The sequence below is a fragment of the Pseudomonas sp. SG-MS2 genome, from assembly GCF_009933855.1.
Lineage (GTDB): Bacteria > Pseudomonadota > Gammaproteobacteria > Pseudomonadales > Pseudomonadaceae > Aquipseudomonas > Aquipseudomonas putida_E.
In genome coordinates this window covers 13,741-35,902 of sequence record NZ_MOMO01000162.1, presented here as the reverse complement: position 1 = coordinate 35,902, position 22,162 = coordinate 13,741, and the positions used below count along the sequence as shown (strand labels likewise).

At 62.3% G+C, this 22,162-nt stretch carries 17 protein-coding genes; 9 read left to right on the top strand and 8 right to left on the bottom strand.

Annotation, left to right across the window (positions count from 1 at the left end; all coding sequences use genetic code 11):
* The gene (locus BLX42_RS13685; RefSeq protein WP_161871983.1) at nt 1–1,419 is read left to right on the top strand and encodes a DNA polymerase Y family protein; all 1,419 of its coding nucleotides are present in this window, start codon (nt 1–3) and stop codon (nt 1,417–1,419) included.
* Entirely contained in the window at nt 1,416–4,496 is a 3,081-nt protein-coding gene (locus BLX42_RS13680) for an error-prone DNA polymerase (protein ID WP_161871982.1), read from the top strand. Before BLX42_RS13685 ends, BLX42_RS13680 begins: the two co-directional genes overlap by 4 nt.
* A 55-nt stretch (nt 4,497–4,551) precedes the next feature.
* On the opposite strand, the gene BLX42_RS13675 is transcribed toward BLX42_RS13680, so the two are convergent.
* Together BLX42_RS13675 and BLX42_RS13670 are read right to left on the bottom strand one after the other, a co-directional pair.
* Nucleotides 4,552–5,373: an aldo/keto reductase gene (locus tag BLX42_RS13675; RefSeq protein WP_115275012.1), complete on the bottom strand. Its 822-nt coding sequence runs from the start codon at nt 5,371–5,373 to the stop codon at nt 4,552–4,554.
* Nucleotides 5,361–6,266, bottom strand: coding sequence for a LysR family transcriptional regulator (locus BLX42_RS13670; RefSeq protein WP_046787690.1), 906 nt, complete (start codon nt 6,264–6,266; stop codon nt 5,361–5,363). Before BLX42_RS13670 ends, BLX42_RS13675 begins: the two co-directional genes overlap by 13 nt.
* Nucleotides 6,267–6,405: 139 nt before the next feature.
* Between BLX42_RS13670 and BLX42_RS13665 the strand changes: the two genes are divergently transcribed.
* The 4 genes from BLX42_RS13665 to BLX42_RS13650 all read left to right on the top strand — a co-directional run bounded on the left by BLX42_RS13665 (nt 6,406) and on the right by BLX42_RS13650 (nt 10,282).
* On the top strand, nt 6,406–7,104 hold the full coding sequence (locus BLX42_RS13665; RefSeq protein ID WP_046787715.1) for a CoA transferase subunit A: 699 nt from the start codon (nt 6,406–6,408) through the stop codon (nt 7,102–7,104).
* A 35-nt stretch (nt 7,105–7,139) separates the two neighbouring features.
* Entirely contained in the window at nt 7,140–7,796 is a 657-nt protein-coding gene (locus BLX42_RS13660) for a CoA transferase subunit B (RefSeq protein ID WP_046787689.1), read from the top strand.
* Nucleotides 7,797–7,943: 147 nt separating this feature from the next.
* Nucleotides 7,944–9,362, top strand: coding sequence for a short-chain fatty acid transporter (locus BLX42_RS13655; protein WP_012314293.1), 1,419 nt, complete (start codon nt 7,944–7,946; stop codon nt 9,360–9,362).
* Nucleotides 9,363–9,505: 143 nt separating this feature from the next.
* On the top strand, nt 9,506–10,282 hold the full coding sequence (locus tag BLX42_RS13650) for an AraC family transcriptional regulator (protein WP_046787688.1): 777 nt from the start codon (nt 9,506–9,508) through the stop codon (nt 10,280–10,282).
* A 19-nt stretch (nt 10,283–10,301) separates the two neighbouring features.
* Here BLX42_RS13650 and BLX42_RS13645 read toward each other — a convergent pair whose 3' ends face one another.
* Nucleotides 10,302–10,883 (bottom strand): LysE family translocator, encoded by a 582-nt coding sequence (locus tag BLX42_RS13645; protein WP_125923049.1) that lies wholly within the window; start codon nt 10,881–10,883, stop codon nt 10,302–10,304.
* 256 nt (nt 10,884–11,139) lie between these two features.
* Between BLX42_RS13645 and BLX42_RS13640 the strand changes: the two genes are divergently transcribed.
* Nucleotides 11,140–12,711 (top strand): TerC family protein, encoded by a 1,572-nt coding sequence (locus BLX42_RS13640; protein WP_161871981.1) that lies wholly within the window; start codon nt 11,140–11,142, stop codon nt 12,709–12,711.
* On the opposite strand, the gene rarD is transcribed toward BLX42_RS13640, so the two are convergent.
* Complete coding sequence (gene rarD / locus BLX42_RS13635; RefSeq protein WP_125923051.1) at nt 12,674–13,561, bottom strand: EamA family transporter RarD; 888 nt, start codon at nt 13,559–13,561, stop codon at nt 12,674–12,676. The two genes, BLX42_RS13640 and rarD, sit on opposite strands and share 38 nt — an antisense overlap.
* Nucleotides 13,562–13,593: 32 nt before the next feature.
* Complete coding sequence (locus BLX42_RS13630; protein WP_161871980.1) at nt 13,594–15,180, bottom strand: EAL domain-containing protein; 1,587 nt, start codon at nt 15,178–15,180, stop codon at nt 13,594–13,596.
* A gap of 297 nt (nt 15,181–15,477) precedes the next feature.
* On the opposite strand from BLX42_RS13630, the gene hppD reads away from it, so the two are divergent.
* The gene (gene hppD, locus BLX42_RS13625) at nt 15,478–16,554 is read left to right on the top strand and encodes a 4-hydroxyphenylpyruvate dioxygenase (protein WP_046787683.1); all 1,077 of its coding nucleotides are present in this window, start codon (nt 15,478–15,480) and stop codon (nt 16,552–16,554) included.
* Nucleotides 16,555–16,570: 16 nt separating this feature from the next.
* Here hppD and BLX42_RS13620 read toward each other — a convergent pair whose 3' ends face one another.
* Together BLX42_RS13620 and BLX42_RS13615 are read right to left on the bottom strand one after the other, a co-directional pair.
* Entirely contained in the window at nt 16,571–17,347 is a 777-nt protein-coding gene (locus BLX42_RS13620; RefSeq protein ID WP_218580312.1) for a CSS-motif domain-containing protein, read from the bottom strand.
* Between the two features lie 164 nt (nt 17,348–17,511).
* The gene (locus BLX42_RS13615; RefSeq protein ID WP_161871978.1) at nt 17,512–18,195 is read right to left on the bottom strand and encodes a type 1 glutamine amidotransferase domain-containing protein; all 684 of its coding nucleotides are present in this window, start codon (nt 18,193–18,195) and stop codon (nt 17,512–17,514) included.
* Nucleotides 18,196–18,529: 334 nt separating this feature from the next.
* Here BLX42_RS13615 and BLX42_RS13610 point away from each other — a divergent pair, with 334 nt between their 5' ends.
* Nucleotides 18,530–20,518, top strand: a complete 1,989-nt coding sequence (locus BLX42_RS13610) for a PAS domain-containing sensor histidine kinase (protein WP_161871977.1) — start codon at nt 18,530–18,532, stop codon at nt 20,516–20,518.
* 5 nt (nt 20,519–20,523) lie between these two features.
* On the opposite strand, the gene BLX42_RS13605 is transcribed toward BLX42_RS13610, so the two are convergent.
* Nucleotides 20,524–22,137 (bottom strand): response regulator, encoded by a 1,614-nt coding sequence (locus BLX42_RS13605; RefSeq protein WP_161871976.1) that lies wholly within the window; start codon nt 22,135–22,137, stop codon nt 20,524–20,526.
* Between the last annotated feature and the right edge of the window lie 25 nt (nt 22,138–22,162).

Below are 22,162 nucleotides of genomic sequence, written 5' to 3'. Positions count from 1 at the left end.
ATGCTCTGGGCCTGCATCTTATTGCCACAGTTGGCGCTGGACTCGATCCTGCGTGAACGCGATGACGCCGATGCGCCACTGGTGCTGATTGGCGGGCCTGTGCAGCGGCGTGTGGTGCAAGCCGTAAACCCCGCTGCGGCGGCGCTCGGTCTGCGCGCTGGGCTAACCCTGACGGCCGCCCGCGCCTTGGCCGACGGTTTCACCTGTGTTGAAGCAGACCCGGCGCGCATCGAGCAACTGCAGCAATTGCTGGCGGCCTGGGCCTACCGCTTCAGTGCCCAGGTCAGCCTGCACTACCCGCGTGCCTTGTTGCTGGAAGTGGGCTCCAGCCTGCAACTGTTCGGCCCCTGGCCGGTATTCGAGGCGCGCCTGCGCGGGGAACTCGCAGCCCTGGGGCTGCGTCAGCGGATTGTCCTGGCCACCAACCCGGTGGCGGCGCGCATGCTTGCCAACGGCCATGACGGGCTGGCATTGAGCTGCCCGCAAGAAACCCGGGCGGCGCTTGCGCGCATGCCCATTGCGCGGGTGGGTTTACCGCAGGACGCCGCCGAAGCGTTCGCCCGCATGGGGCTGCATCAGCTCGGCCAGGTACTGGCCTTGCCGCGTGATGCATTGGCCAGGCGCTTCAGTGCCCAGGTCCAGTTGCACCTGGACCAGTTGCTGGGCCTGCGTACGCTTGGCTTGGCTTTCTATCAGCCGCCGGACCGTTTCGAAACGCGACTGGAGCTCAACTTCGACGTCGAATCGCACCAGGCGTTGCTGTTCCCGTTGCGGCGCATGCTCAACGACCTGGCCGCTTTCCTCGCCGGGCGAGACTGCGGTGTACAGCGGTTTTGCCTGTACCTGGAGCACGCCGAGGGGCCGGACACGCAACTGCAGGTCGGCTTACTGGCTGCAGAACGTGATGCGGCAATGCTCTTCGAGCTGGCGCGCGGGCGCCTGGAGCCTCTGCGCATTCCGGCACCGGTGCGTAAACTGCGCCTGGTGGCCGATGACTTGCCGGCTTTCGTGCCCCAGCACCACGCGCTGTTCGACCCACGCGCCCACCAGGCCCAACCCTGGGAGCAACTGCGCGAGCGCTTGCGTGCCCGCCTGGGCGACGAAGCGGTCAAGGGCCTGCGCGCTGAAGCCGACCACCGCCCCGAATGTGCCTGGCAGTCCGCCGAGCAAGGCGGGCAGGGCAGCCTGCCCGCCTTGCCCGGGAGCCGCCCGGGCTGGTTGTTGCCCCAGCCACTGGCACTGGATGGCAGCGCTCACAGGTTGCTGGGGCAGGCCGAGCGTATCGAGTCGGGCTGGTGGGATGGCGGTGATGTGCGCCGCGACTATTACCGCATCGAAACCCGAGAAGGCCTGCGCGGCTGGGCCTATCGCGACCTGGCCCAGCCCGGCCCCTTGTGGCTGCAGGGCTGGTTCGCATGAGCGCACCGGGCTACGCCGAACTGCATTGCCTGTCCAACTTCAGCTTCCAGCGCGGTGCATCCAGCGCCGAAGAGCTGCTGCGCCGGGCTCGGGAACAGGGTTACCAAGCCCTGGCGATTACCGATGAGTGCACCCTGGCCGGCATCGTGCGTGCCTGGCAGGCTGCCAAAGCGCAGCAGATACGCTTGATCGTCGGCAGTGAAGTGCGCCTGCACGACGGCCCGAAGCTTGTGTTGCTGGTACAGGACCTTAGTGGTTACCAGAACCTGTGCGCCTTGATTACCCGCGCCCGTCGGCGAGCGGAGAAGGGCAGCTACCAATTGTTCCGTGACGACCTGCGCGAACTGCACCAAGGGCTGCTGGCGTTATGGCTTGCCGAGGACTCCAGCGACCTGGTCACCGGCCAGTGGCTGCATGCCCTGTTCGGCGAACGCTTGTGGCTGGGTGTGCACCTGCATCGGGGCAGCGATGACCAGGCCCGCCTGGCCCGGCTGCGCGGCCTGGCTGGGCAATTGGGCATTCGCGCCGTGGCCTGCGGTGACGTACACATGCACGTACGCGGCCGGCGGGCCTTGCAGGATTGCATGACCGCTATCGGCCAGCATTGCAGCGTCGCCGAGGCAGGTCGGTTTCTCTTCGCCAATGGCGAGCGTCACCTGCGTACGCTGGAGCAACTGGCCGAGCTTTATCCGCCCGACCTGCTGAGCGAAACACTCTGCATTGCCGAACGCTGTCAGTTCGACCTCGGTGAATTGCGCTACCAGTATCCGCGTGAACTGGTGCCCGAGGGGCAAACCCCGGCCAGTTGGTTGCGCCAGCTGTGCGAGCGTGGCCTGGCGCATCGCTGGCCGTCGGGGCCGAGCGACAAGGTGCGCGAGGTGCTGGCCAAGGAGCTGGCCTTGATCGCAGAGCTTGGCTACGAAAGCTACTTTTTGACCGTGCACGATATCGTCGCTTTTGCTCGCAGCCAGCACATCCTTTGCCAGGGCCGCGGTTCGGCAGCCAACTCGGTGGTGTGCTTCGTGCTGGGTATCACCGAGCTCGACCCGATGGAGCATCGGCTGCTGTTCGAGCGTTTCCTGTCCCGCGAGCGCAACGAGCCACCGGACATCGACGTCGACTTCGAGCACGATCGTCGCGAAGAAGTGATCCAGTACGTGTTCCGGCGTTATGGCCGGCACCGCGCAGCGCTCACCGCTGTGGTCAACACCTATCACGCCGCTGGCGCGGTGCGTGATGTCGCCCGTGTGCTGGGTTTGCCTGCCGATCAGGTCGATGCCCTGGCCAAGTGCTGTGGCCGCTGGAGCGATCGCATCCCGGACGAGCAACGCCTGGCCGAGGCCGGCTTCGAGCCCGGCAGCCCTTCGTTGCGGCGCATTCTGGTGCTGGCCGCGCAGCTGATAGGTTTTCCACGTCATCTGTCTCAGCACCCAGGCGGCTTCGTCATTTCCGAGCAACCGCTGGACCACCTGGTGCCGGTCGAAAACGCCGCCATGGCTGAACGCACGGTCATCCAGTGGGACAAGGACGACCTGGACATGGTCGGCCTGCTCAAGGTCGACGTACTCGCCCTGGGTATGCTCAGTGCCTTGCGCCGCTGTTTCGACCTGCTGCAGCAGCACCGGGGTCGGCACCTGACCCTGGCGACGATCCCCCCCGAAGACCCGGCCACCTACGCGATGATCAGCCGCGCTGAGACCATGGGCGTGTTCCAGATCGAATCACGCGCTCAGATGGCCATGCTGCCGCGGCTCAAGCCCACCACCTTCTATGACCTGGTAATCGAAGTCGCGATCGTGCGCCCGGGGCCGATTCAGGGCGACATGGTCCACCCCTACTTGCGCAGGCGCTTGAAGCAGGAGCCGGTGACCTACCCATCGCTCAAGCTCAAGGAAGTCTTCGAGCGCACCTTGGGCGTGCCGCTGTTCCAGGAGCAGGTCATGGAACTGGCCATGGTGGCGGCAGACTACAGCCCCGGCGAGGCCGACCAGTTACGCCGCAGCATGGCCGCCTGGAAGCGCCATGGCGGCCTGGAGCCACACCGCGAACGGCTGGTGCAGGGCATGCTGCGCAACGGCTACGACCTTGCGTTTGCCGAGCGCATATTCGAGCAGATCAAGGGCTTTGGCAGTTATGGCTTCCCGGAATCGCACGCGGCCAGTTTCGCCTTGCTGTGCTATGCCAGCAGTTGGCTCAAATGCCATGAGCCGGCGATATTCACCTGTGCGCTGGTCAATAGCTGGCCGATGGGCTTCTACAGCCCCGACCAACTGTTGCAGGAGGCTCGCCGCCAGGGGATCGAGGTACGGCCGGTGGATGTAGGCCACAGCCAGTGGGATTGCACACTGGAGCCAGTTGCCGAGGGTGCCTTGGCCATCCGCCTGGGGTTGCGGCAGATCCGCGGTTTCGCCGAAGCCGATGCTCGGCGGCTCGAAGCGGCGAGGGCGGTCAGGCCGTGGCGCGATGTCGAGGACCTGTGCTTGCGTGCCGGCCTCGACAGCAAAGCCCGCGCCCGGCTGGCCGATGCCGGTGCGTTGCGCGCCCTGGCACATGACCGCCACCAGGCACGCTGGCAGGTCGCGGCGGTGCAGCCGCAACTGCCCCTGTTCGCCGAACTGCAGGCAACGCCCGAAGCCGCGGTGGCATTGCCTGTGCCTACTGCCGGCGAAGACCTGGTGGCCGACTACGCCACCTTGGGCACCACGCTGGGGCCCCACCCGCTGACGTTGCTGCGCCAGCGCCTTCGGGTGCTGGGCTGTCGCAGCTCTCAGGAACTGGCGGGCGTTGAGCATGGCGATGCAGTCGCCGTGGCTGGGCTGGTGGTGGGGCGGCAACGGCCACAGACCGCCAGCGGGGTGACGTTCGTGACCCTTGAGGATGAATTCGGCATGGTCAATGTGGTGGTTTGGCGCGAGCTGGCCGAGCGGCAGCGGCGCGCGCTGGTGGGGTCTCAATTGCTCAAGGTGAGTGGCCGCCTGGAACAGGCGAACGGGGTGCGGCACCTGATTGCACGGCGGTTGGAGGATGTCAGTGTGTTGCTGCAGGGGCTGGATGTGAGGAGCCGGGACTTCCATTGATTTGGCCGGCGAACGGGCTGCAAAGCAGCCGCAGTCGCCGTTGTTGGCCGAGTGGTCAGACCATTGCCAGGTGCTGTTTGCGTGTTGGCGCCGGGAATGCCCTGTCAATGGCCCGCAAGTCCTCACTGGTCAAAGTCAAGCCTGCGGCGGCCGCATTCAACCGTACGTGCTCCGGCGACACCGCCTTGGGAATCGCTATGACCCCGTCTTCGCGCGTCACCCAGGCCAGGCAGACCTGCGCCGGGGTGGCCCCATGGCGCTCTGCAATCTCGTGCAATAGCGGATGCTGCAGCAGCTGCCCGGCCTGGGCCAACGGGCAATAAGCCATGGTCGGCAACCCGCGTTGCCGGCTCCAGGGCAGCAGGTCGAACTCGATGCCACGCTGCACCGGGTTGTACAGCACCTGGTTGGTGGCGCAATCAGGGTTGTCCAGCTCGCGCAGGTCGTCGACATCGAAGTTGGAAACACCCCAGTGGCGAATCTTGCCCTGTTCGCGCAAGCGCTCGAACGCCTCGACGGTTTCTTCCAGCGGGTATTGGCCGCGCCAGTGCAGCAGGTACAAGTCGATGACATCGGTGCCCAAGCGAGTGAGGCTGCGGTCACAGGCAGCGGGTACGCCGCGCCGGCTGGCATTGTGCGGGTACACCTTGCTGACCAGAAAGACCTGATCGCGCCGCCCGGCAATGGCCTGCCCGACCACTTCCTCGGCGCCACCTTCGGCATACATCTCGGCGGTATCGATCAGGTTCATGCCCAGGTCGATGCCTTGTTGCAGGGCGGCCACCTCGTCAGCCCTGCGTGCCGGGTCTTCGCCCATGTACCAGGTGCCCTGGCCAATGGCCGGCACATTGCAACCTGCCAGTTTCATGTAACGCATGTCACCTCCGGAGTCTGTGTGTGGGAAAGCAGTACCTCGAGCAGCGCCTGCGCTGCAGTGGAAAGTTTATGGTCGCTCAAGGCGATTACGCCGATCCGCCGTTCGACGGTGGGCGCTACCAGGGTAATGCAACGCGCGCCAAGCTCCTGCATCTGGTTGATGCACAGCGCCGGCACCGCACTCACGCCCAGCCCGCTGGCGACCATGCGGCCAATGGTCGATAGCTGGTGGCTTTCGAACGCCACCGCCAGCTTGCCGTGCAGTGCCGCCACGTTCTGCTCCAGCAGCAGGCGCACGGCCGAAGGGCGCTGCAGGGCGATGAAATCCTCGGCCAGCAACTGCGCCCAGCTGACTTCGGCCAGCTCGGCCAACGGGGAGTCGGTGGGCACCACGGCAACGAAACGGTCCAGGTACAGCGGGTGGAAGCGCAGGCCGTCGGTGTTTTCCGGTTCGAAGCCGATGCCCAGTTCGACGCGGCGGTGGCGCACCAGTTCCAGTACCTGCTCGTTGATCACGTCGTGCACCGTGACGTTGACCTTCGGGTAGCGTTGGCGAAACACCTTGAGTGAGTGGGGCAGCAGGTTGCCGGCAAAAGCCGGCATGGCCGCCACCGACACCCGCCCCAATTGCAGGGTGAAACGCTGGCGCAGCATCTCCTCGGTGTCGTCCCAGTCGGCCAGCAGCCGCCGGGCCAGTGGCAGCAGTACCTCACCTTCGGCCGTCAGGCTGACGCTGCGTGTGGTACGGGTGAGCAGGGCGCCGCCAAGGTTGTCCTCCAGCGCCTTGATGGTCAGGCTCAATGCCGGTTGCGAGACATGCAGGTGTTCGCCGGCCTGGGCAAAACTCTGGTACTTGGCCACGGCGACGAAGGCGCGTAGTTGCTTGACGTTCATGGCGGGCTCACAGGTTGTTTTGAAAAAGTTATCAATCGATGACGAAAACAAAATTAACAAATCAGTCGCCAACGGTGAAGATGCCTGCACACGCTCACCGACAGCCTCGTCGGTCAACAACTACAAAAGGCGGATCAGCATGGCCGGACTGGACAAGCGCGTAGCAACCTATGAACAGGCCCTTGAAGGCCTGACCGACAACATGACGGTACTGGCCGGCGGCTTCGGCCTGTGCGGCATCCCGGAAAACCTCATCGCCGAAATCAAGCGCCGTGGCGTCAAGGGCCTCACCGTGGTTTCCAACAACTGCGGCGTCGATGGCTTCGGCCTGGGCGTACTGCTGGAAGAGCGGCAGATCCGCAAGATGATTGCCTCCTACGTAGGCGAGAATGCCGAGTTCGAGCGCCAGTTGCTCAGTGGCGAGCTGGAAGTGGAACTGACCCCGCAAGGCACCCTTGCCGAAAAAATGCGCGCCGGCGGCGCCGGCATTCCGGCCTTCTATACCGCCACCGGCTATGGCACGCCAGTTGCCGAAGGCAAGGAAGTGCGCGAGTTCAAGGGCCGCAAATACATCCTGGAAGAATCGATCACCGGTGACTTCGCCATCGTCAAAGGCTGGAAGGCTGACCACTACGGCAACGTGGTTTACCGCAACACTGCTCAAAACTTCAACCCGCTGGCCGCCACCGCCGGCAAGATCACCGTGGTCGAAGTGGAAGAGATCGTCGAGCCAGGCGTGCTGCTGCCCAGCGAGATCCACACCCCCGGCATCTTCGTCGACCGGGTCATTGTGGGTACCTTCGAAAAACGCATCGAAAAGCGCACCGTCAAGGCCTGAGCGCCGTCCTCCAGAACAACAAAGAGATTCTCACCATGGCACTGACCCGCGAACAGATGGCACAACGCGTCGCACGTGAACTGAAGGACGGCTTTTACGTCAACCTCGGCATCGGCATCCCCACCCTGGTGGCCAACTACGTCCCTGCTGACATGGATGTGATGCTGCAGTCGGAAAATGGCCTGCTGGGCATGGGCGAATTCCCCACCGAGAGCACGATCGACGCCGACATGATCAACGCCGGCAAGCAGACCGTCACCGCCCGCCGCGGCGCCTCGATCTTCGATTCGGCACAATCGTTCGCCATGATCCGTGGCGGCCATGTCGACCTCACAGTGCTTGGGGCCTTCGAAGTGGACGTCGAGGGCAACATCGCCTCGTGGATGATCCCGGGCAAGCTGGTCAAGGGCATGGGCGGCGCCATGGACCTGGTAGCCGGGGCCGAGAACATCATCGTCACCATGACCCACGCCTCTAAGGATGGCGAGTCCAAGCTGCTGCCGCGCTGCAGCCTGCCGCTGACCGGTGCCGGCTGCATCCGCAAGGTGCTCACCGACCTGGCCTACCTGGAAATCGACAACGGCGCCTTCATCCTGCGCGAAACCGCGCCCGGGGTGAGTGTTGAAGAAATCATCGCGAAAACCGCCGGCAAGCTGATCGTGCCGGATGATGTGAAGGAAATGACCTTCTGATACACCCCCCCAGCCCTGTGGCAGCGGCGGCAGCTGCGAATGCGATGGTCAATGCACCAACGCTTTCGCCGGAGCCGTCGTTGCCACAGGGTTTTGTGCGTTGTGCCTGAAACGTAGCCCCCATAAAACCAATAAAAGGAAGTTACCGTGGCCGCTGAAATCCAAGACAGCCGCTCCGCCCGCTTTGCCCTGCGTTGCTCCAACTGGGCCGAGCGCTGGTTCCCTGATTCCTGGGTGTTCGCTGCCCTGGCAGTGGTGCTGGTATGCCTCGGCGCCATGGTCATGGGCGCCAAACCTACCGATACCGCCAAGGCCTTTGGCGACGGCTTCTGGAGCCTGATCCCGTTCACCATGCAAATGGCCTTCGTGGTCATCGGCGGCTACGTGGTGGCCAGCTCACCCCCTGCCGCACGGCTGATCGACCGCCTGGCGCGGGTGCCGAAGAACGGCCGTTCGGCGGTGTGCTGGGTGGCGCTGATCTCGATGCTGGCATCCTTGCTCAACTGGGGCCTGTCCCTGGTGTTCGGTGGCCTGCTGGTGCGCGCGCTGGCACGGCGCAGTGACCTGAAGATGGACTACCGCGCCGCCGGTGCCGCTGCTTACCTGGGCCTGGGTGCGGTCTGGGCCCTGGGCCTGTCGTCTTCAGCGGCGCAGTTGCAGGCCAACCCGGCCAGCCTGCCGCCGTCCATTCTGTCGATAACCGGCGTGATTCCGTTCACCGAGACCATCTTCCTCTGGCAGTCCGGGGTGTTGCTGGCCGCGCTGGTCATCGTCTCGCTGGTGATCGCCTACGCGACAGCACCCGGCCCGAACAGTGCGCGCAGTGCCGAAGACTGCGGTGTCGACCCCAGCTTTACCGCGCCGCCCGCACCCCAGCGCACTCGTCCGGGTGAGTGGCTGGAATACAGCCCGATCCTGATCCTGCTGATGGTGGCGCTGGCCGGCGGCTGGCTGTACCAGGAGTTCGCCACCAAACCGGCCATTACTGCAATCTCCGGGCTCAATACCTACAACTTGCTGTTCATCATGCTCGGTGCCTTGCTGCACTGGCGCCCACGCAGCTTCCTCGATGCCGTGGCGCGTGCGGTGCCGACCACCACCGGGGTGTTGATCCAGTTCCCGCTGTATGGCTCGATCGCCGCCATCCTCACCCAGGTGAAGGGGGTCGACGAGCAGACCCTGGCCCACCACATTTCGCTTTTCTTCACCCAGATCGCCACCCATGACACCTATGCCGTGCTCATGGGCGTGTACTCGGCGGTGCTGGGTTTCTTCATCCCTTCGGGCGGTGGCAAGTGGATCATCGAGGCGCCCTACGTGATGCTGGTGGCCAACGACCTGCAGTACCACCTGGGCTGGGCAGTGCAGATCTACAACGCCGCCGAAGCGCTGCCGAACCTGATCAACCCGTTCTACATGCTGCCGCTGCTGGGGGTGCTGGGCCTGAAGGCGCGTGACCTGATCGGCTTTTCGTTCGTGCAACTGCTGGTGCATGTGCCGCTGGTGCTGGTGCTGCTGTGGGCGTTGGGTACGACCTTGCAGTACGTGCCGCCGGTGATGCCTTGAGCTGAACTTTCATAGAAGGCGCGGCTGAACACACCTTTTACGGGTGTGTATGATGGCGAGCCGGGTACGAAGCGTGGCTCTTGTCGCGCAGGCGTTAGCGTCTGAGCACAGGCCCGGCTACAGCAGCAGGTGAGGGCAGGGCGATGATCGAGGTGTCGCGGTTCTGGCGGGATTCGGCGTTGCCTTTTGTAGAAGCGAGGCGCGTTGGGGATGGGCGTCAGGTGTGCTATGCCGCCCATTCCCATGAGAGCTTTTCGCTCGGCGTGATCACCGGGGGGCGCAGCACCTACCTGAGTGGGACCAGCCAAGTCGAAGTGGGCGCTGGTACCACGGTGCTCATGAACCCCGGTGTGGTCCACACGTGCAATCCGATTGCAGGGCAGGGGTGGTCGTACCTGATGCTGTTCGTCGACATGCCGTGGCTGAAGGCGCTCGGTTTCAACTTGCCGGCGCAAACCTGCAGTACCTCGCCGGCACTGTACAGTGCCGTGCTGCAAGTGTTTGCCGACCTGTTCGACGGCAACCTGGATGACCGAGAAGCCCGGCTGGCGTGTTTTTTCAATGCACTGCCAGACTACCTGCAGGCTGCTACCGGTAAGACGCAAGCCCATCACCCGCAGCTGGAGGCGGCAGCTGCGTTCATCCGGGCCCACCGCACCGACCCGCTGACGCTGCAAGACATCTGTGCTGCCAGCGGGTTGTCCCGCTCTTATCTGATCCGTGCCTTTGCCCAGCGTTTCGGCTTGACGCCGCATGGCTACCTGCTGGATCAGCGCGTGCAGTATGCCCGCGCGCAACTGCGCACGGGGCGGGCGATTGCCGAGGTGGCACTGGAGGCAGGGTTTGCCGACCAGGCGCATCTGCAGCGTGCGTTCAAGCAACATCTGGCGGCGACACCCGGGCATTATCGCAAGGCCTGAAGGCCCGGCTCAGCGAGCATCAAGCGAGCAGATACAGCGCACTGATCACCAGCAGTAACGCCAAGCCTCGGTTGAACATCTGCAGGTAGCGCGGCTTGCGCAAGTACTGCTGAATCATGCTGCCTGCCCAAGCCCAGCTGGCCACCGAAACAAAACAGATCGGCCCATAGATCCAGGTGAACAGCCACAGCATCTGCTGCTCGCCACCGGTATAGGCAGCCACGCCCGCCACCGCCGCCAGCCAGGCCTTGGGGTTCAGCCACTGCATGGCTGCGCCCTCCCAGGCCGAAGGTGCACGTTGCTGCTGCTCACCACCCAACTGGCCGTCATCACTGGCCAGCTTCCACGCCAGGTACAGCAGAAACGCCACGCCGCCCCAGTGCAGCGCCACGCCCAGCAACGGCCAGCGCAACAACAGGGCGTGCAAGCCCAGGCCCACCAGCACCAGCAGCAGGCAAAAGCCCAAGGTCGCCCCGGCAACATGCGCGAGGCTGGCGCGCAGGCCGTGACGTGCGCCGCTGCCAAGGGCGACGATGTTTACAGGGCCGGGGGATATCGATGCTGCCAGCGCAAACGCAGCCATTGAGAGGTACAGGCTCATCGGGAATGTCCGTGTGAAGGGGTGTTTGCCATGCTGCCCAGAAGCCAAACCAAGATATTGAAGAAAAGTCCCTCAAAACTGCGTACAGGTTTTGTAATAGTTTGGCGCTATCAGAATATTGTTCTGCTCTTGTAGGATCATTTTCCCTATTTTCTATCCAGGTCCCCATGAGCACCTTCGCGGAACCCCCCAGTTTTCGGCCGTCCTGGCCATCCTTTCCCCGTCTTCGTGACGCTTGCTTCGTGAGTACCCGCTAATGGAATGGCTAGCCGACCCTACGGCCTGGCTGGGCCTGTTGACGCTTATCGTCCTCGAGCTGGTACTGGGTATCGACAACCTGGTGTTCATCGCCATCCTGGCCGACAAACTGCCGCCGCATCAGCGTGATCGCGCGCGTGTGATCGGTCTGAGCCTGGCGCTGATCATGCGCCTGGGCTTGCTGGCGAGTATCTCGTGGATGGTCACCCTGACCGCGCCGTTGTTAGAGGTGTTCGGCAAGAGCTTCTCCGGCCGCGACCTGATCATGCTGTTCGGCGGTGTGTTCCTGCTGTTCAAGGCCACCATGGAATTGCATGAACGCCTCGAAGGCCATGTCACGCAGGCCAGTGGCGCGGTGCGCCATGCCGCGTTCTGGCCCATCGTGGCGCAGATCGTGGTGCTCGACGCCGTATTCTCGCTGGATGCGGTGATTACCGCAGTCGGCATGGTCGAACACCTGTCGGTGATGATGATCGCAGTGATCTTCTCGATCGGTATCATGATCGTCGCCAGCAAGCCGCTGACCCGCTTCGTCAATGCCCACCCGACGGTCATCATGCTGTGCCTGGGCTTTTTGATGATGATCGGCTTCAGCCTGACCGCCGAAGGCCTGGGCTTCCATATCCCCAAAGGCTATCTGTATGCGGCCATTGGTTTCTCGATCCTCATCGAGCTGTTCAACCAGCTCGCCCGTGCCCGCCGCAAGCAAAGCCTGCAGCAGCATCGGCCATTGCGTGAGCGTACCGCGCACGCCGTGCTGCGCTTGCTCGGCGGGCGCAGGGTGGAGGCTGACGAGGTCGGCGAGGAGATCGCTGAACTGGTCGCCGGTGGTGAAGAACATGTGCTGTTCGACCGCCGCGAACGGGTGATGATCAGTGGGGTGCTGAACCTGGCCGAGCGGCCGATCCGCACGGTAATGACTGCCCGTACCGAAGTCGACGTCCTCGACCTGGCGCAGCCTGCTGCAACCATTACCGAGGCGTTGGCCAACTCACCTTACTCGCGCCTGCCGCTGATTCGTGACGGCCGCATCGATGAGCCGCTGGGCTTCGTGCACAAGAAGGAGCTGCTCAAGGAGCTGCTCTCGGGCAACCAGCCGGACCTGGAGCGCATGGCCCGGGCACCGCTGAACCTGCTGGAGAGCTTCAGCATTCTCAATGCGCTGGAGCAGATGCGCGGGCAGTCGACGCACATCGCCTTCGTGGTGAACGAGTTCGGTGACTTCACCGGCCTGCTGACCATGACCGATATCCTCGAGTCGATCGCCGGTGAGCTGCCTGATGCCAGCGAGGTGGAAGGCCCGGCGATCATCGAGGACGGTGATGGCTTCGTCGTCAGCGGTGCGCTGAACCTCAGCCAGGTGCAGGCGCGCACCGGCTTCAGCGCGCGTGCCACCGAAGACTATCAGACCCTTGCAGGCCTGGTGATGAGCCTGCTCGACCGCCTGCCGGTGGTCGGTGACCACCTGGCCTGGAACGGCTGGAGCATGACTGTGGTGGCGGTGGAGGAACGGCGGGTGCGCCAGGTGCGGCTCAAACCGAACGGCGACGTTGGCGCAGCAGGTGCCTGAAACCCTCAAGCACCAGCACCAGGACCGCGGCCCAGATCGGCAGGTAAGTCAGCCACTGATCCGGGCCGATGGTTTCGCCCAGCAGCAGCGCCACGCCCACCAGCAGCACCGGTTCAACATAACTGAGCAGGCCGAACAGGCTGAACGGCAGCAGTCGGCTGGCCAGCACGTAGGCGATCAGGGCTGACGCGCTGATCGCACCCAGCAGCGGAATCAGGCCGTAAAGGCCTGGGTGCGTGAGCAGGTCAGCGCTGGACAACGGCCCCTGGATGACGAAGTACAGGGCCCAGGGCAGCAACAGGCACATGTCGCACCACAAACCGCCCAGGTGGTCGGTGCGGCAGCGTCGGCGCAGCACGAAGTAGACGGGGTAGCCGACCATCACCAGCATGGTTTCCCAGGCAAAGCTGCCGTGCTGGTAAAGCTCATGCGCCACGCCCAGCGCAGCGCAGGCCACTGCCACTTTTTGCAGGCGTGACAGGCGTTCGCCGTAAGCCAGGCGGCCCGTCAGCACCATCGCCAGCGGCAGCAGGAAGTAGCCCATCGAGACCTCGAGGCTGCGCCCGTGCAGGGGCGCCCAAAGGAACAGCCACAGTTGCACGCCCATCAGCCAAGAGGTGCCGACCATGCCCAGCAGCAGCACTGGGGTCTGGCGCACGCGCGCCAGCAAGTCACCGACCCGTTTCCAGTCTTTGCTGGCCAGCATGAACAGCGTCAGGCAGGGCAGCGTCAGCAGCGTGCGCCAGCCGAAGATCTCTTCGCCATCGAGCGGGGTGAGCAGGGAGGTATAGAAGTACATCACGGCGAACAGGCAGGAGGCCATGACCGAACAGAGAATGCCTTTTGACACGAATGCCTCGAATAGCGGGATGGGCGGCTGGATCAGCCGCGCATGATCTCAGGGGCCGCGTCATGCGGCAACTGTCTCACGCCGGGGCGCGTGGCCAGTGCCTGAAGAAATTGCGCGGCCGGCATTGGCCTGGCGAACAGATAGCCCTGCTGAAAGTCTACGCCATAACGGGCCAGATAGTCGCGCTGCACTTCGCTTTCCACGCCTTCGGCGACGATGCCCAGGCCTAGCTTCGCCGACAGCTCGATGATGCTGTCAAGGATGTGTTGCGACAGTGCATCACCTCCGATCATTGCCACGAAGCTCTGGTCGATTTTCAGGTAGTCGACCTTGAACTGGCGCAGATAACTGAGGCTGGACTGGCCGGTGCCGAAGTCATCCAGTGCGATCATCACGCCCATTTCGTGGAGCTTTTCGAACAGTTCGAGGGTTACCCCGGTGGCCTCGATCAGTTTGCGTTCCGTCAGCTCCAGCGTCAGCACCACCCGCCCGGGGGGGAAGTGCTCGAGGAATGTGCGGCAGTCGTCGATCAGGGCGAGGTCGCGGCAGTGATCGGCCGTAATGTTGATGCCGATATGGAAGCCGTCTTCCAGCAACGCAGCGTAAGGCGCCAGGCTGTGCGCCGTGTGCTGCATCAACGCACGGGTCATGTCGACGATCTGGCCGCTGTGTTCGGCATAGGGAATGAACAGGTCGGGGCGCACCAGGCCCTCGTGCGGGTGGTTCCAGCGCATCAGCACTTCGGCGCCAGCCCAGCGATAATCGCCTTTGCGCACCACCGGCTGGAAGTACGGCAGGAACTCGTCAGCTTCCAGCGCACGGCGCAGTTCGGCGCGTGGAGAGTTGGCGCGGCGGATTTGCCAGCGACAAGTGCAACCTGCTGCAACACCGAGCAACAGCAGCAAGCTGAGCAGTGCCGGGTAGCGGCTGCGCAGCACTTCGCCCCGCTTGTCGGCGGCATAACCGCCGTGAACGCTGAAAGGGTAGTGCGTCGATCCGAGTGTCACGTCGCCAATGGCCGCGGTGGGCGGTAGGCCTTGATGCACCACGCCATCCTTGCCCATCCACGCCGTGCCGACACGCAATTGCAGCGCCTCGCTGGGGCCGATAAGGCGCAGTGCGGTCAGCAAATGGTCGCCATCCACGGTGGTGATGGCGCCTCGGTCGCCGTCACTGGCCCGATACACCAGCAACGGGTGCCCGGGTGTCACCGAATTGCCGTCCATCAGCCACAGCTTGCCATCGGTGTAGTCGCCGGCGTCTACCGGCTCGTCGAACTCGCCGAACAGAGAGGTGCAGTACAGCGTGTCTTGCCGGAACAGGTTGGTCGAACGCACAAATGCGTTGCGCGTCACTTGCCCACGCAAGGCCAGTTCGACTTGCCCGCACGGGCTGCCAGCCAACGGCAGCAGGGCCTGAGCGGCACCGGAAAGGCTGTCGAGAATATGCTCGACCTGTTCGACCACTTGCCGCGTGGTGGCCTGGCTGCTGGCGCGCAGTTCGCGCTCGATTTGCCAGTTCATCACGATCAGACCGAACGCCAGAGGCAAGATGCCAACGCCCCAGGGGAGAAGGGTGCGCCAGCTCCAGCGGGCGGGACTTTTACTGCGCAGGGGCATGTTGGCGTAATCTTTACATGAAATGACTGAGGATAGCCGTTTGTCGGCGCGGGCGGAGAACTAATGCGCGACAAAGAAATTTACGCACTGTAGAATCGGTTTACGATTACAACAATAAGGTCTTTCTTCATTGAAGGATCAACCCCACCGAGAATGGGACTATATGACAAACCAAGGGTTCAAGCTGATCATTGGTGACTTCCTCGCCAGAAGCGTGCGCGGCATCCCCTGCTCGCCGCCATTTTCGTACCACATCCCACGCACTCAATAATTTTCGCTGCAGATGAGGACACGAACATGGCTGATATCTTCGACAATCCTATGGGCCTGATGGGCTTTGAATTCATTGAACTGGCTTCGCCAACCCCTGGCGTTCTGGAGCCGGTGTTCCAGATGCTCGGTTTCACCAAGGTGGCGACACACCGCTCCAAGGACGTGCACCTTTATCGTCAAGGTGGCATCAACCTTATTCTCAATAACGAGCCGAAAAGCATCGCCTCCTACTTTGCAGCCGAGCATGGCCCGTCGGTGTGCGGTATGGCGTTCCGGGTACGCAACGCTCATGAAGCCTATGCCCGTGCCCTGGAGTTGGGCGCCCAGCCAGTCGAGATCGAAACCGGCCCGATGGAACTGCGCCTGCCGGCGATCAAAGGCATTGGCGGCGCTCCGCTGTACCTGATCGACCGCTTCGAAGAAGGCAGCTCGATCTACGACATCGATTTCAACTTCATCGAAGGCGTCGACCGCCACCCGGCGGGCGCAGGCCTGAAGATCATCGATCACCTTACCCACAACGTGTATCGCGGCCGTATGGCTTACTGGGCCGGCTTCTACGAAAAACTCTTCAACTTCCGCGAGATTCGTTACTTCGACATCAAGGGCGAGTACACCGGCCTGACCTCCAAGGCCATGACCGCTCCGGATGGCATGATCCGCATCCCGCTCAATGAAGAGTCGTCCAAAGGGGCGGGGCAGATCGAAGAGTTCCTGATGCAGTTCAACGGTGAGGGCATCCAGCATGTGGCCTTCCTCACCGATGACCTGCTCAAGACCTGGGATGCGCTCAAGGGCTACGGCATGCGCTTCATGACTGCGCCGCCGCAGACCTATTACGAAATGCTCGAAGAGCGCCTGCCAGGGCACGGTGAGCCGGTCGACCAATTGCAGGCTCGCGGCATTCTCCTGGACGGCGCTTCCGAGGCAGGCGACAAGCGCCTGCTGCTGCAGATTTTCTCTGAAACCCTGCTCGGGCCGGTATTCTTCGAGTTCATCCAGCGCAAAGGCGATGACGGCTTTGGCGAAGGCAACTTCAAGGCGCTGTTCGAGTCGATCGAACGCGACCAGGTTCGCCGAGGCGTGCTCGACGTTCAATAAGTGAAGTGTACCGCCGTCATGCTTTTCGGGCGGCGGTACAGTCACGCTTACCCCATTGCCTGAACAGCCCCCAGTAGAAGATCGAACCTGTGATGATGCCGATCAACGCAAGTGACGGCAGGATCTGCATCAGCATCTGGCGCCTTTCATCAGCGGCAAAGCCGTCGGGATAGCCGACCTTTACGGTGTAGCCGTACTTGTCCGATTTCCCGGTCATGAAGAACTCGGATTGAGAGGGGCGGGCAGGGTCTCGGCTGTCGCCATCTGCCCAGATGTAAAAATCTTGGAACTCCAGCAGCAACACCAGCCCGGTTTGAAATGCACGCAGTTCGTTGCGCAGCTCCATGCCGTAGGTTGACGCTATCACACCCAGATTTTCGCGGCGAAGCTGGTAGGCGACAAGCACTGCATTGGGCGCTGCAGGAGAATCGAAGATCAGTTGTACCTGTGCCTCGGAGCCAGTCGCAAACCTGTTTTTCGCACGGGGAGGAACCAGGGTGTCACAGTAGATACGGCCATCGGCGGTCAATGCCAGCGCTCGCAGGTAACGGACGTCTTGAACCTGTTTCAACAGGTGCGCCTTGGCCGTTTCGCAAGCGCTGCCAGCCAGCGGCATTGCCACCAAAGCGGCGTCGTGCAAGCGGTTAAGGGACATATCAATGGAAAAGACGGCTTCCTTCAACGATACGCGAGCCGTCTCCTTGAGCTTGTTATCGTGCTGATAGATCATCACCATCAAGCCTGACGCAACAGGTATCGAACTGATCGCCAGTGTCAGCAGCAGCGCCATCATGCTTCGACCGAGAACCCTGAATTTTGACATGGGACTGAAGCCCTCCTGATCCGAGTTGTCCGGGATGGACAGTTGACCGAAGAGCCTATGTATTCAGGGGTGCCCCTACTGTAATCCGCAACCGTGTCTGACTGAGGATTTGCATTGTCGAGACGTAAGAAGGATTACCCATTGAGCGTCTGAATTACCTTCTCTGCCAGTAAACGCGTAGAGGCGGGGTTTTGGCCCGTGATCAGGCGGCCGTCACAGACTACAAAAGGCTTCCAGGGATCATCATGCTTGCTGTAAATACCCCCTCGTGCTCCCAGTTCGTTCTCGGTGAGAAACGGCACCACCTCCTCGAGTTCGGCAAGCTTTTCTTCAGTATTGGAAAAACCGGTGACCTGGCTGTCCTTGAGCAGCAACTTGTTATCACTGAGCTTGATGTTCAGCAGGCCTGCCACCCCGTGGCAGACAGCGGCCACAACGCCATTCTTTTCGTATATCTTGCGCGCCAGCTCCTGCAATTGCGGGTTGTCAGGGAAGTCCCACATAACGCCATGGCCACCGGTGTAATAGATGGCACAGTATTCGTCTGCTGTGACCTGGCCGGGGCTTAGCGAGGCGCCCAGCTGGTTCATGAAGGCCTTGTCGTTGTAATAGCTCCAATCCAGCTCGGGGGCCATCTGCAGGCTGTGCGGATCGATTGGCACGTAGCCGCCGCCGGGGCTGACGTAGTCGACCGTGAAACCTGCCTGCTGAACCACATCGACAAAATGCACGGCTTCACCCAGCCATAAACCGGTTGCCCTGCTCAGGGTCGGATATTTGGCGGTATTGGTCAGCACCACCAGAATTTTCTTGCTCATTACTACACTCCTGCCTGTAATCAAACGGGAAGTCAGCTCATGGCACGCAAAGCCTATAGAGCATAGCTGGCGTTTGCGGGCAAGCGTATGGGGAGTGGCCTTGTGCTGCTTCCTGCGCTGGCCGATGTTGTTTGCACTGCCCGCTCTTGGGTGCCAGAGTGCAGGCGTGGTGCAAATGGCCTATTGCAGCAGTTAACCGGGGAGCCGATGATGCAGGATCACTTCGTCAGTCTTGAGCAACAGTGGAACCATCACCTTGGTCGCTAACAGCACTCCTTACGATCCCTCGCCGAACGGCGTGTTACTGACCCCTACAAAAGAGTCGGACGGTGGCATGAGGGAGAGGATCGTGCAGTTCGACTGGCGGCATACGGACCTTGGGCCCTTGCCGCACTGGGAGCCTTCGTTGCGCATTGCGATCGACATGATGCTCCTTTCCTCTTTCCCCAGTGCCGTGGTCTGGGGGCCCAATATGACCGTTGTTCACAACGATTCCTATGTGGCGCTGCTGGGTGGCCTGGATCAGGCACTGGGCAGGCGCTTCGATTCGTTGTGGAGCGACGTTTGGGACGATATCGGTCCATGGGTGTTCAAGGCACTGCAGGGTGGTACCAGTTTTGTCGATGATCAGCCTTATGAGATCAAGTGCGCAAAGACGGGGGGGCAGGCGTGGTACGTCTTCAGTTATGCGCCAATCCGTGACGAGCACCATGAAGTTGTAGGTATGCTTCACACCGTGATCCAGAGCTCCGCCGGTGTGACCGCACATGGCAAGTGGCGCGAGCAGGCGCAGACATTCGAGCGTCAGATAGCGCGATACATGGCTGACCGCGACTACATGTGGCGCCTGTCGCGCGATGCCATGATCACCGTGAGCCTGGACCTGAAGATGCTGGCAGCCAACCCGGCCTGGCATCGCGCCCTGGGCTGGAGCGAGGTTGAGGTGCGGGGCATGTCGATCCTGGAACTGGTTCATCCGGCCGACAGGGATGAAGTTGAAGCGGCTGCAATCGATTTCGTCAACGACAGAGGGCCTGCAGAGCTCGAAACACGTGTGCGCCATGTCGACGGGCATTACCGCTGGTTCCACTGGAGTGGCAGCTTCGACGGCTCGGTGCTGACTGCCGTTGGGCGAGACATTACAGGCGACCGTGAGGCGGCCATGCGTCAGTCTCAGGTCCTGCTGCGCAACACCCAGAGGCTGGAGGTGGTCGGTCATCTGGCCGGGGGCATGGCCCATGAGATGAACAACCTGTTGTCGGGTATTGGCGGCAGCCTTGAATTGTTGCAGCGGCGTTTGAGCCAGGGGCGCATGGAGCGCATTGACAGTTACGTGGCGTTGGCGCGCGACTCGGTGCAGCGGGCCATGAACCTGACCCACCGCCTGTTGGTTTTCTCCCGCCATCAGCCTTTGGCCCCGGCACCGCTGGACATGAACCGCCACCTGGCCGCCATGGAACCGATGTTGCGCCATGCACTTGGCACTGAAATGAGTTTGTCCTGGGAATTGGATGTCGACCCATGGACCGTGTGTCTGGATGTCGGCCAATTGGATAACAGCCTGATCAACCTGTGCGCCAATGCGCGAGAAGCCTGCCTGGGCCGCGGCAACGTTGCGATTCGCACGATCAACACCAGGCTGGCCTCGGCCTTCCCTGAAGAGGGCGGTCTGGCGCCAGGTGACTATCTTGGATTGCAGATCATGGACGATGGCCATGGCATGCCGGCCAAGGATGTGGCCAAGGCCTTCGAGCCATTTTTTACCACCAAGCCCACTGGGCGCGGCTCAGGGATGGGGCTGGCGATGGTGCACGGTTTCGTCGGCCAATCTGGCGGTTACGTATGGATCGAGTCGTCACCGGGCCAAGGTACGAAGGTCTGCATGCTCTTCCCCCGATGCCTGGAAGCGATACCGCAAACGCCTGCGGCGGCGATGCCCCAGGCTTCACTGGCCAGCGGGCAGCGTGTGTTGTTGATCGACGACGAGCATAACCTGCGCACGGTCATGGGCGAGTATCTGCGCGAGCGAGGTTTTACGGTAATTGATGTGGCCGACGCCAATACCGCGATGGAGCGCTTTCGTCACGATGGCCCGTACGATCTGGTCATCACCGACATCGGGCTACCTGAAGGCTTCAGTGGGCAGCAATTGGCCAAGGCCATGCGTACGGTCAACCCTTGCCAGAAGATGCTGTTCATCACCGGCTATACCGATCAACCGCTGGAACCTGGCCTGTTGCAAGTGCCAGGCACGGCGCTGCTGATCAAACCCTTTGAATTGTCGACCTTGGCCAACCAGGCGCTGCTGTTGCTGGACGACTGAGCCCGTCAGGTCTCACCGAGAATCTGCATCACTCGGGCATGAAATTGCGCCAGTTCGAATGGTTTGCACATCAGTTGCATGCCGGCGCCGAGAAAACCCTCCCGGGCCATTGCCGTTTCGGTGTAGCCAGTGATGAACAATATGGGCAAATGCGGGTGCAAGGTACGGGCGATCTCTGCCAATTGCCGCCCGTTCATGCCTGGAAGGCCAACGTCGCTGACCAAAAGGTCGATTGCCTTGGATGAGCGCAATACCTGCAGGGCCTCACTGGCATTGCAGGCACTGCAACACGGGAAACCCTGCTCCTGCAGGGTCTGGCACAACAACTGGCGCACATCCGGATCATCCTCGACCACCAGCACCGTGCGGCCGCCACCCTGTGAACGTGGTGGGGCTGCTTGCACCTGGGTTTGCTCCTGCTCCAGGTGGCGCGGCAGGTAAAGATCTACGCGGGTACCTTGGCCTATCTGGCTATGCAGTACCACATGCCCCTGGGACTGTTTGCTGAAGCCGTAGACCATCGAAAGGCCCAGGCCGATACCTTGGCCCACCGGCTTTGTGCTGAAGAACGGCTCGAAGGCATGTTCGAGCGTGCTCTGCGACATGCCTTGGCCTTCGTCAGTGACGCTCAGGCACGTATAGTCGCCCACCGCCAGGCTGCCATCGGCGAACTGCGTCGCTGCTACCTCTCGATTGCTGGCTTCGACACGCACCTTGCCACCGTTGGGCATGGCTTCGCAGGCATTGAGCAGCAGGTTGTCCACGGCTTCTTGCAACTGTGTGTCGTCGCCGGCCACTGGCCAGGTGTGTTCAGGTATTTGCAGTTGCAGTAATACGCCATGCTGCAGTACGGCCTCCAGCCGTTGTGGCTGCAGCAGTGCCCGTAAGTCGATGCGACGGCTGTGCAGCGATTGTCGGGACGAAAACGCCAACAGCCGATGGGTGAGGCGCGCTGCACGCGAAACGGCCTCCTGCCCCCTGCTGAGCAGGCCTTCCAACCCTTTGGTGCTGCCTTGTTTCAACCGCCTGTCGATCAGTTCGAAGCTCCCCCCGATACTGGTCAGCAGATTATTGAAATCGTGAGCCACCCCCCCGGCCAATTGCCCGATGGCGTCCATCTTGCGGGTCTGGTGCATAGCCTGCTCGGTGCTGTGCTGTGCCTCGCTGTGTCCATCCAGGCGTTGCTGCAGATCGACTAACTGGTCGCGAGCCAGGTATTGCCGGCGACGCTGACGCAGCGCCAACTTGATCAGTTCAAGCAACTGTTCATCTTCGAACGGAATAGCCAGCAGTGTCAGGTTACCCAGTGGATGGTCCGCGGGCGTACAGGGGCTGGCTGAGGCTTGTGGGGTTTGCGTGAGCAGCACGATGGGGAGGTCCGACCAGGGCGGTTGCTGGTCGATAAAAGCCTGCAGCAGTTCGTTTTGGCTGCTGTTGAGCGTGTGTTCGTCGACGACCAGCAAGCCTGCGCCTCTGTCCAGCCCGCCCCGCAGGTGGGTGATGTCGCGCGAACACACGCAATCGATGCCAGCGCTCGTCAGAAACGTCGAGGTGTGCGTGGCAAGTTGCCTGGGTGCCAGAATCAAGGCACGTTCGTCCAGCGACAGCGAGCTGGCCAATGTGATTCTCCTTAAGGGCGGCCAT

Bases quoted from the DNA above. Each gene is read 5' to 3' on its own strand.
- BLX42_RS13670 (WP_046787690.1), bottom strand. From the start codon at position 6,266: ATGAACGTCAAGCAACTACGCGCCTTCGTCGCCGTGGCCAAGTACCAG.
- BLX42_RS13675 (WP_115275012.1), bottom strand. From the start codon at position 5,373: ATGCGTTACATGAAACTGGCAGGTTGCAATGTGCCGGCCATTGGCCAG.
- BLX42_RS13615 (WP_161871978.1), bottom strand. From the start codon at position 18,195: ATGAGCAAGAAAATTCTGGTGGTGCTGACCAATACCGCCAAATATCCG.
- BLX42_RS13665 (WP_046787715.1), top strand. From the start codon at position 6,406: ATGGCCGGACTGGACAAGCGCGTAGCAACCTATGAACAGGCCCTTGAA.
- BLX42_RS13660 (WP_046787689.1), top strand. From the start codon at position 7,140: ATGGCACTGACCCGCGAACAGATGGCACAACGCGTCGCACGTGAACTG.
- BLX42_RS13645 (WP_125923049.1), bottom strand. From the start codon at position 10,883: ATGAGCCTGTACCTCTCAATGGCTGCGTTTGCGCTGGCAGCATCGATA.
- BLX42_RS13650 (WP_046787688.1), top strand. From the start codon at position 9,506: ATGATCGAGGTGTCGCGGTTCTGGCGGGATTCGGCGTTGCCTTTTGTA.
- BLX42_RS13630 (WP_161871980.1), bottom strand. From the start codon at position 15,180: ATGCCCCTGCGCAGTAAAAGTCCCGCCCGCTGGAGCTGGCGCACCCTT.
- BLX42_RS13640 (WP_161871981.1), top strand. From the start codon at position 11,140: ATGGAATGGCTAGCCGACCCTACGGCCTGGCTGGGCCTGTTGACGCTT.
- BLX42_RS13620 (WP_218580312.1), bottom strand. From the start codon at position 17,347: ATGATGGCGCTGCTGCTGACACTGGCGATCAGTTCGATACCTGTTGCG.
- hppD (WP_046787683.1), top strand. From the start codon at position 15,478: ATGGCTGATATCTTCGACAATCCTATGGGCCTGATGGGCTTTGAATTC.
- BLX42_RS13680 (WP_161871982.1), top strand. From the start codon at position 1,416: ATGAGCGCACCGGGCTACGCCGAACTGCATTGCCTGTCCAACTTCAGC.
- BLX42_RS13610 (WP_161871977.1), top strand. From the start codon at position 18,530: ATGAGGGAGAGGATCGTGCAGTTCGACTGGCGGCATACGGACCTTGGG.
- BLX42_RS13685 (WP_161871983.1), top strand. From the start codon at position 1: ATGCTCTGGGCCTGCATCTTATTGCCACAGTTGGCGCTGGACTCGATC.